Here is a 17,705-nt window from a genome sequence, read left to right on the forward strand (position 1 = left end):
TATACCATATTTTTCAAAAAAGCCAATCATAGCAAGGTTTTGGACAATTTCACCATAAAAAGAAGCTGGAAAAATCTCTTTCCCAACTCCTTGTACGGAATATTTTTTCTGATTTTAGTTATTTTTTTAAGCGTTCAACGTCACGGGCAATGACTAATTCTTCATCAGTTGGAATAACCAATACACGGATCTTCGCTGCCTCTGTTGAGATGTCTCCTGTCACGCCAAAGACGTTCTTTTCTGGATCAACATCACAGCCAAACCAAGAGATACCTGAGATAACATCTTCACGTACGTTTGCAGCATTTTCACCGATACCTGCAGTAAAGATAATAGCATCTGCTCCATTTAGGACCGCAAGGTATTGACCGATATGTTTTTGAATGCGATCAACATACATTTCATAGGCTAAAGTGGCATCGTGATCCCCTTCTTCCATAGCAGCAATCACATCTCGCATATCACTAGATTTGCCTGAAACACCCATAAGGCCTGATTCACGATTAAGGACTCGACTAATATCTTCAGGCGTGTTAAAGTCCTCTGTATATTGCATTAAGTAAGGAATGATAGCTGGGTCAATATCCCCTGTACGAGTTCCCATCATCACACCACCAAGTGGAGTGAAGCCCATTGAAGTATCGACAGATTGACCACCCTTAACAGCTGTAATAGAAGCACCATTACCGATGTGGCAAGTAATCAATTTTAAGTCTTCTAATGGACGGCCCAAGAGTTTTGCTGCTTCTCCTGCTACAAACTGGTGACTTGTACCGTGGGCACCATATTTACGAACCTTGTTTTCTGTGTAATATTTTGTTGGTAGAGGATAGCGATAAGCTTTCTCTGGCATAGTTGTGTGGAATGAAGTATCAAAAACAACTACACTGGTAATGTCTGGCAACAATTCCTTGAAGGCACGAACACCTGCCGCATTGGCTGGATTGTGGAGAGGAGCCAACAAGCTCAACTCTTCAACTTTTTCTAAAACATCTCCCTCAACAACTGTTGATTCTTTGAAATATTCTCCACCGGCAACAACACGGTGGCCAACACCTGTAATCTCGTCATAAGCCTTGATAATATCGAAACGAATCAAGTCATCCAATAAGATTTTTACAGCTTGTGTATGATTTTCGATATCCAAAATTTGTTGTTCAGAACGACCATCAAATTTTACAGTTGAAATTGAATCTTTCAAACCGATACGTTCAATCAAACCTTTCGCCAATACTTTTTCTTCTGGCATTAAGTATAATTGCCATTTCAAACTTGAACTTCCCGCATTGATTGCAATTGTTTTTGTCATAACAAGACTCCTCTTTTAAGCGTTTTCATCTATTATAACAAAATCTATTTTATATTTCAGTACCTTGAGTCCATTTTTGAAAATTTTCTTTAAATTTCATTAAAACACTTGCATCTTGCAAGCTAGCAAGCGGATAAACAAAAGGATCTACTGCTGTTTCACTTTTCTTCTGTAAGATAAAAATCGTCTTGGATTGTTTAGCACTGGCAAAAAGATTTTCAGGCAGACTGATCATGGCAACCAGACTCGCTTCCTCTTTCAACCACCCTTTCAACAAATCACTCTGAGGACTGGTCAACAAATCACTCGGAGAGAGAAAAATAGCGTATCCATCTGACTTGAGATACTTAAGGCCTTGTTCCATGAGCAAGTGATGGGCGTAAGTATGTTCTTGGCTAGAAGCAACTTGATGACGCGACGCAACAGCGTCATCAGGATAATAGCCGACAGGCAAGTCGCTGATGACCACATCGCTTTCTTTGAGCATTTGTGGACGAACGGCATCTCCTTGGACAAAGCCAGCCTGCAAACCAATCACATCTGCCATGCTTGCTGCCAAATCAATCAGCAAATCATCCACTTCCATTCCCAAATAATCCACCTTTTTATCAAGCGAGGTCAAGAAAGTAGCACCCAGAATTCCCATCCCAGAACCCATTTCGAGGATCGTAATCTCCTCCTCTTTAAACAACTCTTCCACAATAAACACCAAAAGTAAAGCAATGGCATCTGGTGTAAACTGGTGATTGGCCTGTAGGGGCTCTGTCTGCCCAGCCTTCATCAAGAGAAACTGGTAGGTCTTGAGCCATTCTTCTTTGCGAAGCGCTAAGCGTTTAAGGGCTTGATTGTTCTCGTTGACCTGTTTTAGCTCCGTCTCACCATCCAGATAGATGCTGTTTTGCTCCACCAAGGCGTCATAAAAGTTGGTCGCCAAATCACTTTGGATGACTTGGACATTCTCTAGTAAATACGTATAAGCTTGTTCAATTTTTTCAAAATCCATATTCCTATCTTATCAAATTTCCCTTCTTTTTTCCATCCTTATAGAAAAATCACTCCCTGACTAGGCGAGTGATTTTTGGGCTACTGTTAAAAAGAGTTCTGAGTACTTTCCTTGAAACAGGTCTTCAGCGCTATAGAGGATCTGACCATGCACAGATGAAAAACCAAACTGGGCTAGCTTGTTTTCCAGTTCAACCAATTCAAATCCATGATGGTTAGCTTCTGTCTTGGTAAAATCAGCAATGAGGAGTTGTCCATCTTCCTTCAAATGTTGATGAAACAGTGAGAGAGCCGCATCTAAACCAGGCATATGATGAAGAACACGACAAACAACAATGAGATCAAACTCTTTCTCTAAGGGTTTTTTCAGTAAATCTTGCTCCAAAAACTGGATATTCTTGATATCTTGCTGCTCCGCTTTCAAACGAGCTTGCTCCAGCATTTTCTCCGAAATATCCACCAATGTTACAGACTTGGCCTGCTTGGCTAGGGGCAAGGTTAACAGACCCGTCCCTCCACCGAAATCCAAAATTTCTTTGTCTGATAGAAGATCAATCTGTTTCTCGACTGCTTGACAAACCAAGTTTGCAAGGAAGATATTTTTAGGGGAATCGAAAGTTTCTGCTTTGTGGTTAAAATCATGTTTCATATTTTTAGTTTAGCACAAAGTAGCTTGATTGGCTAGGAATTCTCTTTCTTTTCAACCTTCTCTTCTGATTTTTCCTTCTCTGCTTGATTACTTGAATCAGTCACTACTTTTTCCTTTTTATCCGTTTTCTCTTCTTTGATTTTGACGGAAGGAAAGATGAACTCATATTGGCTCTTAGGCGTACGAACCCTTGTCACCAAGCTTGTTTTCTTATTTTGATAACTCACCTGACCCAGATTAAAGGCCTGTTCCCCACTTTCTTGCTCAACCTTATCTTTCGTTCGTTTGGCCATAGCAAAAGCAACCAACTTTTCTTTATTTAAAGCATAGTCTTGATAGTGGGCGACTTGTCGGTTCAAGTAAAATTGTAACAAAAGACTAAAGATGGCTGCTATGGTTACCGCATAGAGAAGGACTCCTGCCTTAACTTTTTTCTTTTTCCACACGATAGATGAACTCCCTTTCTAAGCCTTTTTGGAATTGAAAACGAAAGCGAACCAACTGATTCTCCTCTGTAATCTGTGCAGATTTGAGTCCATAAACCATAGGCTGATAACCTCGTCCACTGGCATCAGTTTTCCGAAAATCATCCGATTTTAACTTACCAATAGAGATATCCTTGCCATCCTGCTTCATATAAATGCGATTACCTTCTACTTTTTCGAACTGCGAACGGTCTAATTCTGCCTCCAACTGGTCCACAAACAGGAGCCACTCCTTTTGCTCGCTTTGCTGCTGGTAGCGAACTTCTGAAATGAGGAGCTGACTCATGGCTTGAAAGAGGAGTAGGCTCCCACTGATAACAATAAGGGCAATCAGGGATTCCAACAAGGTGAAAGCCTTGACCTTATGGCTCTTTGATAGCCAACAACTGTTCTGAACCATGATAAACCTCCAATCCCTTTTCACTAGAAAACACCTGAATCTTAACTCCGTTGATGTTTACCTGATTTTGACCTGTCTGCAAGGCCATCTTAGCTACCCTCAAAACTTCTTCCTTTTGCAAGATTCTTGCTTCTTCCTGCCTATTTTTCTGAATTTGTCCCAAAAGGAGGGTTGCAATGCTAGCAAAGATAGCTAAAGCAACTACTGCTTCCAGTAAAATCACTGCCCTAATTTTTTGTTTCCTTAATGCGTTTAATTTTTCCATTTCCTAGATATAACTGATAGCGAATCGTTCCTTTACTGGTCTGAAATTCAACCTTAGCCAGGGACGAATTTCCCCCAGCTCGGTCAAATGTAATACTTTGTCCTGATGGTGCCTGAATTCCTTTAGGAACTGTCAACTTTTGACTGTCATTACTGATTGTGTGCCCATCTAAGTTTAGACTAGTCTTTTGCTGACTAGCTACACTGCGTTTTTGAGTTTCCCGATAGAGTTCTGCAAACTCCATAAAGAAAATCTGCTCCTCTACCGCCGCAAAAGTGGACTGGACAGAGCCGGATAAGCCCAAGGCAAGGATACTCACAAGTCCCAAAACCAAGAGGCTTTCCAGCATGGTAAATGCCTTAATCTGCAACGGTTTGACTGGTATTTTGTTTAGCATGGTATTCTTTATAAGCTTTAGCCTGTTCTTCTGTGATTCGCCCATCTGCTTGTAACTTACTTAGGCTAGCATCTTCATTTTTATCCAAACTATAAAGCTCTGCCTGGCTTTCTACCACCTTAACAACAGCAGCTTTCCCTTTGTCGTTGACTGCTTCTTTTTGCTTGGTCAGATTAGGTACAAAGAGCAGGAGAAGCACGCTGATGATGAGCAAGACCACCAACATTTCCACAAGTGTGAAAGCCTTCACTTTCGCTTTTTTCAAGAATGTCATGAGTTTTTTCATTTTAAAAATTTACCTCCATATTTTGATACATGGGCATGAGCATTGCCGCATAAAGTAAAACGATAATCAGAGCCACAAAGATAAAGACCAATGGCTGCACCAGATTCATGGTACGATTGACTCGGGTAAAAAAGGTTTCCCAAGTTTTTTCAGCATAGATTTCCAACTCACTCCCCAGCTTGGACTTGACTTCCCCATACTCGATGATAAGACTCAACTCCTTTTTAAAGAAAGGATAGGTTGCTATTGTTTGAGAAAATTCCCGACCATTTTGTAGGGCTTGAGCCAAATCTCGACCGATTTCTTTAAAGAGTTGGGAACCTTGTTCCTGCATGATCTGAAAAATCTGCATCAGTTCCATCCCCTGCGAAATCATATTCCCCCATTCACGCGCATAATAAGCTGTCAAATAGGTTTGCACAAAGATTCCAAGAAAGGGAAGGCGTGCTAAGATAGAAAAGACCCGCATCTTAGAACTTCTTTTATAAAAAGTTAGTGCTAAAAGGACACCTACTGAAACAAACCCTACCATGCCTAGAAAAATTTGTGGCAGATTACCGATAATTTGAGTGGCAATATTGCTACTATCCAGTTGTGGTAGTAGGTAGTTGCGTAGTCCCAGCATAATTAAGAGAAGAAAACCCAGCAAAATCAAGGGATAGGTCGCTACTTCAATTAGTTTTTTCTTGACCTTGGCAAGATTGTCTAGATACTCTTCTATCTTTCCCAAACTCAGGTGGAGATTTCCATGGACTTCCGCTAGGGATAACTGAGTGACAATGGCACTTGAAAATCCCAAACTTTCCATCATTTCTGAGAATGATTTCCCCTGAGACAAGCCCGTGCGCATCTGGGTCACACACTGCTTGTCCAATAATGCACTCCTATCTAAAAAGGAGATGGTCTCCACCAGATGAAAACCACTGGAAAAGAGATTGTTAAACAAGGTAATGATATTTTTTTGCTTAGCTGTAGCTAATTTTTTCCATTTCAGCCTGAAGACTTGTGATATGTCCATCTTCAAGAAGCTGGTCAATCTGCTCATTCCAGCTAGTTGGCTGGTGTTCTTGATAGTCTTTGTTTGCAAAGTCAACGATTCCTCCTCCCCCGATTAATCTCTGATAGCAGACTCCCTGTAGAACGACTGCTAATTCCTCCTCACTCACACCCAACTCCAGCAAGCGCTCATAAACACCTCTGATACTCTTGGCATGAATGGTTGAAAAGACTGTCGCCCCTGTCAAACTGGCTCTGACCACTGCACGCGCCGTTTCGCTGTCTCGAATTTCTCCGATAATCAGGAGGTCTGGTCGATGACGTAGGGAAAGTTTGATGAGATTTTCATACGTCAACCCGATTGTTTCGTTCAACTGCAACTGGAGCATGTCGTCCTGCTTGATTTCTACAGGATCTTCGATGGACATAACTTGTTGCCCCTTAAAAAGGGACTTAGCTAATTCATGCATCAAGGTTGTCTTGCCACTTCCGACTGGACCAGCAAAAAGATAAAGTCCCCGTTGTCTGTACTGCTTGCCTAATTCTTCAATATCCTGAAACCAAAAATGCAAGTCCTGCTTCTCATCATGCAACAAACGAATAACTAAACTCTCATACCCTCGATAATCGCCTACGGTAGATAAACGTAGGGACGCCATCTTCTGGTCATAGGCATAATCACAGGAACCAAGTTGACTACGTCGCTTTTCTCCAACATTCATACCCGCCACAAACTTAAAGTGACTGATGACGGCCGCAAATTTTTCGAAATCATAACAACCGATTTTACAGCGCTCGTCTCCTATTCTCATATGAAGCTCATAAGCGTCTAACTTGGGGACAAAATAAATGTCTTGTGCCCCTTTTTTCCGAGCCGAACGAATGATTTCTTGTGCAATTTCTTGAACCATACTTACCTCCTCACCTATACTATTCGCAAAGATTTGGAAAAATAAAAAAAGCAACTCCAAAAAAGTTACTTTTTCTCTATTTTAATTTCATACGGCAAGAACGGTGCCTTTCCTTACCTGTTTGTTTTTCATAGCCTGGACGTAATTTTTCATCTGGGATAACCTGCTCGTCCTGCAAAAGAGCCAAAGAATGGTATTGTTGTAAATAGTCGTCACATTCATCACACCAGCGTTGGTCTTCTGGATCCCAAAAAATAGTCATCAAGTCACTTCTACTTTTATAAAGAGGGGATTCTTGTTCCAGTCTAAACCAGCAAGTTTTATAGTATTTGAGAGCATCATAATACTGATCAAATTTTCTACTTGCTACAATATCTTCTTCCCAACCTTCTATAAACCACCAAGGTTCAAAATCTCCGTACATTTCTATAACACGATACATATTCATTCATTCCTTTGTACCGTATATTATAACCAATTCCGCTAAACAAGGAAAGAAATATGCTCATTTCTTAATTTTTTTGATAAAAAATCCAGCCATCCTATGATGACTGAATTTCTATTTGCTTATGTTCCAAAATGTTTTTACTACTTAAGCTTCTGAAATATCGTTTTCGATGATGACCTTGATGGCATGGTGGTCTGCTGCCTTACTGAAGACTTCATAGGCTTTTTCAATTTCACTTAGTTTGAAATAATGAGTTACCAATTTTTCTGGTTCAATCTTATGACTTTCAAGTGCTTTCAACAATTGCGGAGTGGTATTTGTAGATACCAAACCAGTTGTTACATTGATGTTGCGAATCCAAAGTTTGTCCAAATCGAATTCAACTGGCTTACCATGTACACCACAGTTGGCAACTGTTCCGTCTACACCGATAATCTTTTGACAGAAATCAAATGTTGCAGGAATACCAACAGCTTCGATAGCGACATCTACACCACGATCATCTGTCAAATCATAAATTTCTTTAATCGCTTTTTCAGGGTCTGAAGAATTAACCTTATGAGTCGCACCAAATGATAAAGCAGTTTCCAAGCGGTTATCGTCTAAGTCCACCATAATCAATTTGGCTGGTGAGTAGAATTGGGCTGTCAAAAGAGCAGCCAATCCAACTGGACCTGAACCAATAATGGCTACACTACAACCAGGTTCTACTTTCCCTTTCAAGACACCAATTTCATACCCAGTAGGCAAAATGTCTGATAGCATAACCAAAGCTTCATCTGACAAGTTTTCTGGAGTGTGGTAAAGAGTGTTATCTGCATGAGGGACACGTAAATATTCAGCCTGCATACCGTCAATCAAGTGACCGAAAATCCAGCCCCCTTCGTCTTCACAATGGGCATAAATTCCTTTTTTACAGTAGTAGCATTTACCACAGGCACAGACACAAGAAATCAAGACCTTATCGCCTTTTTTGAAGTTCGAAACTCCTTCCCCAACTTCTTCAACTATCCCAATCCCTTCGTGACCAAGAATGGTACCGCTTTGGCAAGCAGGAACATCCCCTTTGATAATATGGAGGTCTGTTCCACAAATAGTAGTTTTTACGATACGCACAATAGCGTCTGTTGGCTTGCGAATAACTGGTTTGTCTACATCAACAAAAGAAGCAAGTCCTGGTTTAACATAAGTATAGGCTTTCATAAAGCATTCCTCCGTTTTTTTATTTGTACTATTTATAATATAATTGTAAACCCTTTCATTTGCTTATTCAAGTTTTTTTGTGATTTTTTTAACTTTTTTATTTACCAGTAAAGTACTATAGATAAAAAAGCAGAAGCTAGTCTCTAACTCCTGCTTTCTCTCTTATGCTTGATAACGTTTCACACCATCTAGATAGGTTGCTACCAATTCCAAATCTTTATCTAATACGATAAAGTCTGCATCATATCCTTCGCGGATTTGGCCACAGACATCGTCAATGTGAACAGATTTTGCTGGGTTGAAGCTGGCCATCATGACTGCTTCATGTGGATTCGCAATACCCCATTCGACCACATTCTTCAAACCGTCCTTGAGTTTGAGGATAGAACCTGCCAAATTGCCTGTCGATTTGAGGCGTGCAGTTCCATTTGCAACGACAACTGGAAATTCTCCCAACATATAGTCACCGTCTTCCAATCCACCAGCTGTCATACAGTCGGTGATGAGGGCAATATTTTCAGTTCCCTTTTGCTTGAGCAAGATGTCACACGCTTTTGGATCTACGTGGTGACCGTCACAAATCAATTCAGCGTAAGTATGTGGCAACTCATACATGGCTCCCACCATACCGAGTTCACGGTGAGTCAACCCACGCATACCATTGTAGGCGTGTACCCAAACACTAGCTCCAGCATCTACTGCCTTTTTAGCCTCATCAAAAGTTGCATTTGAATGTCCAAGAGCAACTGTTACGCCTTCTCCGGTAATAGTCCGTACAAAGTCTTCTACACCTTCACGCTCTGGCGCAAGAGCAATTTTATTTAGTAGGCCATTTGCTGCTTTTTGCCAAGCACGAAACTCATCCATGCGAGGATCTTTCATGTAGGCAGGGTTTTGAGCACCCTTGTATTTCTCTGTGAAATATGGACCCTCAAAATAAATTCCACGAATCTTGGCTCCACTTGCTTCCTGGTAACGAGCACCGATATTTTCAGTTACCGCGAGCAATTGCTCATAAGTTGATGTCAAAGTGGTTGGCAAGAAGCTGGTGACACCTGTACTAAGTAGTCCTTCACTCATGGTATGAAGGGTTCCTTCGATATTATTGTCCATAACATCCACACCACCAAAACCATGAATGTGGGTATCTACAAGTCCTGGAGCAATGCTGTATCCTGTATAGTCAATCACCTCAGCTCCTTCAGGAATCTCTTCTACATGTTTTCCAAACTTGCCGTCCACAAGTTCCAGGTAACCTCCACGACGAACTCCGTGTGGGTAGAAAAACTGATCCGCTTTAATATAGTTAGGCATAATGTTAACCTCCTTAAAAGATTGATTCTACAATTTATTATGTCAATTACATTATAAACCTTTCTTTTTTATTTGTAAATGGTATAGACCTATTTTCTAGAGATATTTTAAAAGAGCTGGATTTCTCCAACTCTTCTCTTTTTAATACAAGTTATTTTGATTTGACCGGCTTGTCTTGAGCTGTTTGCAAGGCTGCAGCAATGGTATCTGCATACAATTTAGCTCCTGCTTCAATCTTACTATTGTCACTTCCAAAATGGACTTGGTCTGTTCCAGTCCAGATCTCTGGATGCTCTTTAGCAACTTGGTTCCAATCTGCTATCGTGATGTAAGGAGTCTTCTCTGCCAATTCTCTCATATAGGCAGCCTCTTTCTCAACGATTGCATAGGTCTCTTTTGTCTTATCTCCCTCATAAGGAGTCACCAAAACCATATGGTGGCCCTTAGGAAGATTTTTTACGATACTATCCCAGTCTTCCTTGTAATTTTCAGGATTATTTACCCCAGTTGCAATAACCACCATCTTTGGTAGAAATTTATTCTGGCTATTGTTGAGCATGATTTCGTTGGCGGTCTTGGTTGTTCTGCTTACTTGTGCATTAATCTGTGCCCCTGGAAGGGCTGTCTGCAAGGCTGTATTAGCTCTTAGTGCTACCGAATCACCAATTAACATAGTGCCATCAGCAATTCCTAAACTATCAGCTTCTGCTCGTTCTGTCATTACCTTGGTCTGGCTAATATTTGTTGCAGCTTGCTTCAAGCCATTGACAGTTAAGTCTGTCTCAAAAGCTCCCACTTGTGGTGCCAGCAGAGTTACTAAGAAGACAATGAAGGCCAAAATTCCAGTACTTGCTGCAAGGATTGTGTGAATATGAGGAAGGGGACGGAGGGTTTGTATAATAGGTGTGTCCTTTCCTGCAATCCAAGGTTCCAATACATAAAATGAAAGACTGGCAAATCCATAAGAAAAAATCAAAGTCAGTAACACAGCAAAAAGATTTGATGTCAACTGTGAAAAAATGATATAGAAAGGCCAATGGAAGAGATAAACTGCATAGCTAGTATCTGCTAAAAAGCTGATAATCTTTGGCTCCTGCATGTTAGGAGTCTTTTCATGTAAGACACGCGCTGCCAAAATCATAGCAAGGGCTGCAAGGCTGGCAAGCAAGAAGCCGATAAGATAGGCAAAGAGATAGGTAAATTTGACAAAGAAGGTCAAAATGAGTAAGAAGCCAAAACCTCCTGCAAAAACCAAAAGTGTCTTGCGCAAATCCCAGATTTTATCCAACTGCTTAACTAGGGAAGTCGTCTGACGAACGCCTACAATCGTTGCTAACACACTTCCCAAAAAGAATGGATAGACATGAGTTAAACTGGAGAAGTAAACAGAGGAATAAGAGGTTACTAGAAAACTACCAATAAACATGGAGAAGAAGCTGATCAAGAAGGCAGCAGCAGATAAGAGAAAGACCATTCCCTTCAACTGACCATTTGATTTAGCCTGCTTAGATAAGAACCAAACTGCCAACCCCCAAAGAATATAGTAGTGCACCTCAACAGCCAGACTCCAATTATGAACAAACAAATGAGGAATGAACTGAGATTCATAACTCCCACCTGTTAGGAGCTCATAGAAGTTGGTCATGAAGCCTAAAACACCCGCAATCTGACCCCCAATTCCAGCCACATAATCTTGGCGAACTAGAAAAGTAAAGGGCATGGTTACCAAGACCATCAAAACCACAGGTGGCACAATCCGATAAAAGCGTCTTCTAAAAAATCCAACCAAATCAATTTCATGATTTTTAGAAAATTCTTCGATAAGTAGAGCTGTAATCAGGAAACCTGAAAATGTAAAAAAGACATCTACCCCGAAAAATCCTCCAGGAAAGATGGTCTGAAAGAAATGATACAAGAGTACCAAAAGTAAACCTGTAATCCTAATCAAGGAAAACCATTTAATACGCATACGAGTTTATTCTCCCTTTCATTATACACTTTATTCTATCAAAAAAAGAAGAAAAATCCCAAGAGAAAACTTAGGATTTTTAGCTTATATCAATTCCAGTTTAAAAATTACGGCCTGACTTATTATAGCCATATTTTTCAACAAAATACTCACGGAATTCCAAGAGATTATCGTCCATAATGGCTTGTCGCACTTGCTTCATCAGGTTGAGCAAGAAGTAAAGATTATGGTAGCTAGTCAAGCGGATACCAAAGGTTTCATCGGCCTTGAGCAGGTGACGAAGGTAGGCGCGTGTATAGTTCTTACATGTGTAGCAATCACACTCAGGATCCAGTGGCGTAAAGTCCTCAGCAAACTGGGCATTTTTGACAACCAAACGACCTTGACTGGTCATACAAGTTCCGTTACGAGCGATACGAGTCGGCAAGACACAGTCAAACATATCCACCCCACGAATCACCCCATCAATCAAGCTATCTGGCGCTCCCACACCCATCAGATAGCGAGGTTTGTTTTCAGGCAACAATTGGGTTGTAAAGTCCAAGACCGCATTCATCTCTTCGTGGGTTTCTCCCACTGCTAATCCACCGATAGAATAACCTGGGAAATCCATGCTGACAAGGTCATGAGCCGATTGGCGACGCAAGTCTTCAAATCCTGCCCCCTGCACAATCCCAAACAAACCTTGGTCATGTGGACGACGGTGAGCCTTCAAACCACGCTCAGCCCAACGACTGGTACGCTCGATTGATTTCTTAACGTAGTCGTATGGTTGATAAAACTGAGGACATTCATCAAAAGACATCATGATGTCTGAGCCCAGATTATTCTGAATAGAAATAGCTTTTTCTGGGGACAAGAACATCTTAGAACCATTGAGATGATTTTTAAAGGTTACTCCTTCTTCTGTGATATTACGGCTATCTGCTAAGGAATAAACCTGGAAACCACCACTATCTGTCAAGATAGGCTGGTCCCAATTCATGAACTTGTGGAGACCACCAGCGCGTGCAATGAGTTCATCTCCAGGACGAAGCCAGAGATGATAGGTGTTTGACAGGATAATTCCCGAACCCATCTCCTTCAATTCTTCAGGCGACTGAGTTTTGACAGTGGCTTGTGTCCCAACCGGCATAAACATAGGTGTCGGGAAGGTGCCATGGGGAGTGATGATTTCACCCAGACGAGCTCCCGTGTGTTTTTCTTTCTTAATCAAACGATATTTGATTGGTGAATCTGACATTTTTTACCTCCGAAGCTGGGAAAAACAGTCCCAGTTCATACTTTGTGCCCAAGGGCATACTGTATGATTTTATCAAAAAAAGCTGGAACTGTCACGAACTATGGTATAATGAGAGAATGAAATACCCAAAAATTGATTTAAAAACTATTCGTCCGCAGTCCAGACAATTTCAGGCTGAAAATCCCCGCCTCTTTCTCGTCTATCTCTTACCTAGTATACTGGTCATCTTGTCTGGCTTCCTCAATCCCTTAGAGCGCATCAACGAGAGTGTTTTAGAACAACCCTTTTTAAGCGTGTTTGGCCATGTATTCCAAGCCTACCTTTTTCCTCTATTAGTCTCCTTTATCGGAACAATACTTCTAACCAGTTCCGTCTATACAACGCTGAAACTCATCAAGAATCCCGATACAGGACTATCCATCAAAAATAGTCTCACTCTCTTTAATGAAGAGCACTTTTCACAAACCTTTTTGACTCTCCTTCTCAAACGTTTCTATCTCTTCTTATGGAGCATTCCTAGTTTGCTTGGAATTTACTTCCTTTTTTACAGTAGCTTTCTTGCAAAGAAATTCATTGCCCTTCATCCTGAGTTTCCCAATCTGGATCTCACGTCAATTGAAACCGAGCGTTTCCTCATGACCTTTGGTCTTTACTTTCTAGCAAGTATCCTCTTGATGATTGTCGGAACTAGTCTCTATATCCCACAATACTATGCCTATTCGCAGGTAGAATTTCTCCTCTGTGACACCCTAGACTTAGGACAAGCCAAACCAGGACAAATCCTAAAAACCAGCCGTTTCCTGATGAAAGGCTACAAATTTCAGCGCTTTGTCCTAGACTTACAACTCCTTCCTTGGTACGTCCTCAATTGGATTACCTTTGGAATTGCTAGTTTCTCACTCCTACCCTACATTCAAATCAATAAAATGATTTTTTACCGAGCAGTATTGGCTCGAAAACGTCCAAAAGCTTGAAGGTTTTCCCTCAAGCTTTTTTTCTATCAATGAGTTTCTCCGCCTACCAACTTGAGGTCCTCATCTCCATGTTCTATAATGGCGCCGATTGCCGCTTCTATCCCTCGCCTAATATCCACTAAACTCATAGCTGGAGTGGTCGGTCGATTCACCACCTGTTCCATCATATAAGGAATATGCATAAAACCTGCCTTAACATGGGGAAATTTCTTTTCTACCAAATAGAGGGCCTGATACATCAAATGATTGCAGACAAAAGTCCCTGCAGTATTGGAAACAGAGGCCGGCAATCCCTCTTTTTTTATAGCTTGAACCATCGCTTTAATCGGCAAACTACTAAAGTAAGCCGGAGCACCATCTGGACGAATGGGAAGGTCAATCGGCTGATTACCTTCGTTATCAGGAATGCGTGCATCGTCTTGATTTATAGCCACTCGCTCAGGTGTCAAGCTGGTTCTTCCACCTGCTTGGCCGATACAAAGGACAAAGTCAGGTTGATAACGACTCATTTCTTCTTCCAATACTTGAGCCGATTTGTGAAAAACTGTCGGCACCTCTAGCCAACGGACCTCAGCACCATGGATTTCAGCTGGTAAACCTTTAACGGCCTCCAAGGCTGGATTTACCTTCTCCCCTCCAAAGGGCTCAAAACCTGTCACTAATACTTTCATTTCTAACTCCTCAAAACCAATTTAATGAAACTATTTTCTTAAAAACAAGTATAACATATTTCCCTTATTCTGGATTGAAAAGGATTAGAGAGGATCAGACCGGCATTAAAGTTTATTTAAAGAGAAAAATACTAATCAAGGCCAAAATAGCTGGTCCACCTTGCTTCAAAATAATTTTCTTATCTGCTGTGAGAGAGCCATAAGCCGCAGCACCAATCACAAATAAAACAAAAATAGTCACAATTTCTAAATTCTGTGAGAAATAAATCCCATACAAGAGAAAGACTCCTACAGAGCATTATAAATCCCTTGATTTTTAAACAATGAACTTACTGACGGACGAGCCAGTTCTTCCTTGTCCATGTTAAAGACACGACTAGTCGCATCTGATTGCGTTGCAATACTTTCCAAATAAAAAATGTAAAAATGCTCCAAAGCAACAATCGTTGCTAAAATGATTGTAATAATTGACATCTATTTCTCCTTAAATTTCTATATTTTCAATACCCAAAACCAATTTATTTACTAAACGGCTGAGTTCTGTTCTTTCAGACTCTGTTAAGATACTTTCCATCTCTTCCTTAACCTTGATATGCTGCAGAGGCGGATTCACAACTAACTGCTCTTTGGCATACTTCGTAGCCTCCACCAAACCTTCCTTTTCCAGAATCTTGAAATGTCGTGTCAAGGCAGCCTGATCAATTTTCAAACGCTCCTGAACTGCCATTTGGTTACAAGGAGAATTCTCCAGCAAAAATAATAAAATCTGATACCTTGTCAAACTAATTCCAAGTCTTTTTTCAAACAATTGCGTACTCGCTTGCTCAGACAAGCGGAGTTGATAAAGTAAATCTTGAATCTCTAACATTTCTTTTCTCTTTTTAATTGATTTGTCAATAGATGATTAATCAAGTATAATATAAAGTAAAATAGATTGCAAGAATGTTGCTTGGATTATTACAAGATGGAAACTTCCCATTTTCCATTCATATTGATACTCAATGAAAATCAAAGAGCAAACTAGGAAGCTAGCCGCAGGTTGCTCAAAGCACTGTTTTGAGGTTGTGGATAGAACTGACGAAGTCAGTAACCATACCTACGGCAAGGCGAAACTGACGTGGTTTGAAGAGATTTTCGAAGAGTATGACAAAGAAAAAACGAACGAGACTCGCTTCCTATCACGAAAGCTAGATCTCATTCGTAAAAATGATATTACCAAGTCGGGTTTATCCATTCATTGAAACATGAACGTGGTCATAGTGGTTTTCTGTCACACTACCACGGTCTGGCATTGGGTTCCAAGTATTAGCTGGGCCATATTTACTATCGAATGGAGCATAGAAACGTTGTTTCCAGATGATATAACTAATTCCACGGCTGGCCATGTTTTGAATAGCGTATTCCGCAATCTTGTCCCCTAGTTCTGAGCTTTCTGGTACCATAAAGTCGATAGCCAACCCTTTTCCGTGATCTCCACTGTCTCCTGGACGGTAACCACTAAAGGATGTGATGCCAAACAAGTTAGCAATTTCTTCTTTAAAGGCAGCTGTTTGTGGTTGAAGGCCTGCATTTTCAGATTTTGCTACTGCAAGTCCAGCATAATCAGGCGCAGCTGGAGCTGCGTAAGTTGTTGAAACTGGTTTCGTCTCTTCTGGTTGATAAGTCGAAACTGCTGGTGTAGCTTCTTTTGATGATGCTTCTTTTGCTTCTTCTGAACTTGTTGCAGTTGTTTCGGTTGCTTTTTCTTCTACTGGCGCTGTAGTTGCTTCTACTGCTGATTCAGCTTGAGTCGTTGCCTGAGGAGCTACTTCTGCAACTGCACTACTTGTTTCTGCTGTTTGCTCCTCTGGGACAGAAGTTCCTGTAGATGGTGCCACTTCTTCTGAAGCAGTCCCTGTCTCTGTAACTTCTGAACTTGATGCTACTTCTTTTGTACTTGTAGTCTCTACTGCTTTTGGTGCTTCTGCAATTGGTTGAGAAAGATCTGCAACTTGAACAGTTTGATCATCTACGGTCACTTGATTGGTTGTCAAATCTGCTGTCGCAGTTGTCACTTCTTCACTAGAGTCTGCTTGAGGAGTTTGGATTTCAACTTCCGTTACTTCTTCTGCTTCATTGACAGTCGTTGTCAAAACAGTTTCTGGGAAAATCAGGTCCATATTAGTGATTTTATTCAAATTCGCAAGAACTGTGACATCTACACCCAAGGCTTCTGCAATAGTGCTCAAGGTATCACCATACTGAACGGTATAACTTGTTTTGTTGTCCGTTTTAGTCAAATCGTTTTGGATTTGCTCAACACTACGTGCAGTCCAAAGAACTTCTTCTGCTTTAGTTGCCAATACTGGTGCAAATGACAAGGCTACTGTTGAGGCTAATAATATTCTTTTCTTCATTCTTTCAAATTCCTTTCAAATGAGTACCTGTCTATGATAACACAAAAAATGCAGAAAAAAAGCCCTCTCGGGCCTATTTAACAGAACTGTCTATTCCTTGTAACAAACTCGATTACTTGAAATAGTTTGTTAGGTCTCTGTCATAAAACTGACACAATATTTTTATCACTTAACCTTAAAAATAAGAGGAATATCTGCTAACGCTTGAATCCTGTAATTGCCTTCATAAGACGACTCTAAAAAGTTGATGCTTTGAATCCCACTATTCTGGGCAAATTCCACATCCAGAGTCCGATCCCCTATATAATAAGTATTATCAAGATTCAACTGATACTCATCTATCAGATATGCAGCTGCTTCTGGACTGGGCTTTCGCGCAAAGCCACTTTGATTGGTTAGAATCTCTGTAAAATAGGACTCCAACCCCAAATCTCTGAGAATGGTAAGAGCATTATCTCCCTTATGAGTGTAAACAAACTGCTGAATTCCTGATTCCTCTGCCCAAGCTAGCACATCACGCGCACCTGGCATCAAAACTACCTGAGCATTCTTCTCAGCCAAACTCTGGGCACGCACCTGATTTAGCACTTCCACATCCAGTTTTCTCTCTTCCGCCACCTGCACAAGCAAATCCTGAACAGAATACTTGAGAATAAACTCCCTCACCTTCTCTTTATTATAAGGAATAGAAAATTGAGCATAGGTCTCCTCAATCCCTGATAAAATCGCCTCATAAGAGTCCAATAAAGTTCCGTCTAAATCCCAAATAAAAGCTGTTTTTTGCATT

The 17,705-nt window shown here is 40.8% G+C and carries 20 protein-coding genes and 1 pseudogene; 1 reads left to right on the top strand and 20 read right to left on the bottom strand.

Annotated elements, in window-relative coordinates; genetic code table 11:
- Positions 1-118 precede the first annotated feature (118 nt).
- The 15 genes from M1G12_RS07415 to tgt form a co-directional block, all read right to left on the bottom strand.
- Positions 119-1,309, bottom strand: a complete 1,191-nt coding sequence (locus M1G12_RS07415; protein WP_084886490.1) for an acetate kinase — start codon at positions 1,307-1,309, stop codon at positions 119-121.
- A gap of 49 nt (positions 1,310-1,358) precedes the next feature.
- The gene (locus M1G12_RS07420) at positions 1,359-2,312 is read right to left on the bottom strand and encodes a class I SAM-dependent methyltransferase (RefSeq protein WP_084928151.1); all 954 of its coding nucleotides are present in this window, start codon (positions 2,310-2,312) and stop codon (positions 1,359-1,361) included.
- A gap of 60 nt (positions 2,313-2,372) precedes the next feature.
- Positions 2,373-2,960, bottom strand: a complete 588-nt coding sequence (locus tag M1G12_RS07425) for a class I SAM-dependent methyltransferase (protein WP_237447369.1) — start codon at positions 2,958-2,960, stop codon at positions 2,373-2,375.
- A gap of 32 nt (positions 2,961-2,992) precedes the next feature.
- Complete coding sequence (gene comGG / locus M1G12_RS07430) at positions 2,993-3,406, bottom strand: competence type IV pilus minor pilin ComGG (protein ID WP_084886484.1); 414 nt, start codon at positions 3,404-3,406, stop codon at positions 2,993-2,995.
- The gene (gene comGF, locus M1G12_RS07435; RefSeq protein ID WP_084886480.1) at positions 3,384-3,845 is read right to left on the bottom strand and encodes a competence type IV pilus minor pilin ComGF; all 462 of its coding nucleotides are present in this window, start codon (positions 3,843-3,845) and stop codon (positions 3,384-3,386) included. Before comGF ends, comGG begins: the two co-directional genes overlap by 23 nt.
- Entirely contained in the window at positions 3,808-4,110 is a 303-nt protein-coding gene (gene comGE, locus M1G12_RS07440) for a competence type IV pilus minor pilin ComGE (protein WP_153199764.1), read from the bottom strand. The genes comGF and comGE overlap by 38 nt, the downstream gene beginning before the upstream one ends.
- Positions 4,073-4,507, bottom strand: coding sequence for a competence type IV pilus minor pilin ComGD (comGD, locus tag M1G12_RS07445; RefSeq protein ID WP_247949638.1), 435 nt, complete (start codon positions 4,505-4,507; stop codon positions 4,073-4,075). Before comGD ends, comGE begins: the two co-directional genes overlap by 38 nt.
- Positions 4,470-4,793: a comG operon protein ComGC gene (gene comGC / locus M1G12_RS07450; RefSeq protein WP_024056742.1), complete on the bottom strand. Its 324-nt coding sequence runs from the start codon at positions 4,791-4,793 to the stop codon at positions 4,470-4,472. Before comGC ends, comGD begins: the two co-directional genes overlap by 38 nt.
- Before the next feature lies 1 nt (position 4,794).
- Positions 4,795-5,811 (bottom strand): competence type IV pilus assembly protein ComGB, encoded by a 1,017-nt coding sequence (gene comGB, locus M1G12_RS07455; RefSeq protein ID WP_203180024.1) that lies wholly within the window; start codon positions 5,809-5,811, stop codon positions 4,795-4,797.
- Positions 5,759-6,700: a competence type IV pilus ATPase ComGA gene (comGA, locus tag M1G12_RS07460; protein ID WP_247949639.1), complete on the bottom strand. Its 942-nt coding sequence runs from the start codon at positions 6,698-6,700 to the stop codon at positions 5,759-5,761. The genes comGB and comGA overlap by 53 nt, the downstream gene beginning before the upstream one ends.
- A gap of 76 nt (positions 6,701-6,776) precedes the next feature.
- Complete coding sequence (locus M1G12_RS07465; RefSeq protein ID WP_049499212.1) at positions 6,777-7,142, bottom strand: DUF1033 family protein; 366 nt, start codon at positions 7,140-7,142, stop codon at positions 6,777-6,779.
- A 150-nt stretch (positions 7,143-7,292) separates the two neighbouring features.
- On the bottom strand, positions 7,293-8,351 hold the full coding sequence (locus M1G12_RS07470; protein ID WP_247949640.1) for a zinc-dependent alcohol dehydrogenase family protein: 1,059 nt from the start codon (positions 8,349-8,351) through the stop codon (positions 7,293-7,295).
- A 162-nt stretch (positions 8,352-8,513) separates the two neighbouring features.
- Entirely contained in the window at positions 8,514-9,665 is a 1,152-nt protein-coding gene (nagA, locus tag M1G12_RS07475) for an N-acetylglucosamine-6-phosphate deacetylase (RefSeq protein ID WP_247949641.1), read from the bottom strand.
- Between the two features lie 151 nt (positions 9,666-9,816).
- Entirely contained in the window at positions 9,817-11,634 is a 1,818-nt protein-coding gene (locus tag M1G12_RS07480) for an acyltransferase family protein (protein ID WP_247949642.1), read from the bottom strand.
- Positions 11,635-11,734: 100 nt separating this feature from the next.
- On the bottom strand, positions 11,735-12,877 hold the full coding sequence (tgt, locus tag M1G12_RS07485; protein WP_001285237.1) for a tRNA guanosine(34) transglycosylase Tgt: 1,143 nt from the start codon (positions 12,875-12,877) through the stop codon (positions 11,735-11,737).
- Between the two features lie 116 nt (positions 12,878-12,993).
- On the opposite strand from tgt, the gene M1G12_RS07490 reads away from it, so the two are divergent.
- A complete protein-coding gene (locus M1G12_RS07490) occupies positions 12,994-13,851 on the top strand; it encodes a DUF975 family protein (protein WP_049515749.1) in 858 nt (285 codons plus the stop codon).
- 26 nt (positions 13,852-13,877) lie between these two features.
- On the opposite strand, the gene pcp is transcribed toward M1G12_RS07490, so the two are convergent.
- The 5 genes and pseudogenes from pcp to M1G12_RS07515 all read right to left on the bottom strand — a co-directional run bounded on the left by pcp (position 13,878) and on the right by M1G12_RS07515 (position 17,704).
- Positions 13,878-14,522, bottom strand: coding sequence for a pyroglutamyl-peptidase I (gene pcp / locus M1G12_RS07495; protein WP_049515747.1), 645 nt, complete (start codon positions 14,520-14,522; stop codon positions 13,878-13,880).
- A 112-nt stretch (positions 14,523-14,634) separates the two neighbouring features.
- Positions 14,635-14,996: pseudogene (locus M1G12_RS07500) on the bottom strand (DUF1304 domain-containing protein).
- Between the two features lie 10 nt (positions 14,997-15,006).
- Positions 15,007-15,390, bottom strand: coding sequence for a MarR family winged helix-turn-helix transcriptional regulator (locus tag M1G12_RS07505; RefSeq protein ID WP_247949643.1), 384 nt, complete (start codon positions 15,388-15,390; stop codon positions 15,007-15,009).
- 358 nt (positions 15,391-15,748) lie between these two features.
- Positions 15,749-16,918, bottom strand: a complete 1,170-nt coding sequence (locus M1G12_RS07510) for a LysM peptidoglycan-binding domain-containing protein (RefSeq protein WP_247949644.1) — start codon at positions 16,916-16,918, stop codon at positions 15,749-15,751.
- 165 nt (positions 16,919-17,083) lie between these two features.
- Positions 17,084-17,704, bottom strand: a complete 621-nt coding sequence (locus M1G12_RS07515; protein ID WP_247949645.1) for an HAD family hydrolase — start codon at positions 17,702-17,704, stop codon at positions 17,084-17,086.
- Position 17,705 lies beyond the last annotated feature (1 nt).

The sequence above is a fragment of the Streptococcus mitis genome (genome assembly GCF_023110375.1).
Classification (GTDB): domain Bacteria; phylum Bacillota; class Bacilli; order Lactobacillales; family Streptococcaceae; genus Streptococcus; species Streptococcus mitis_CI.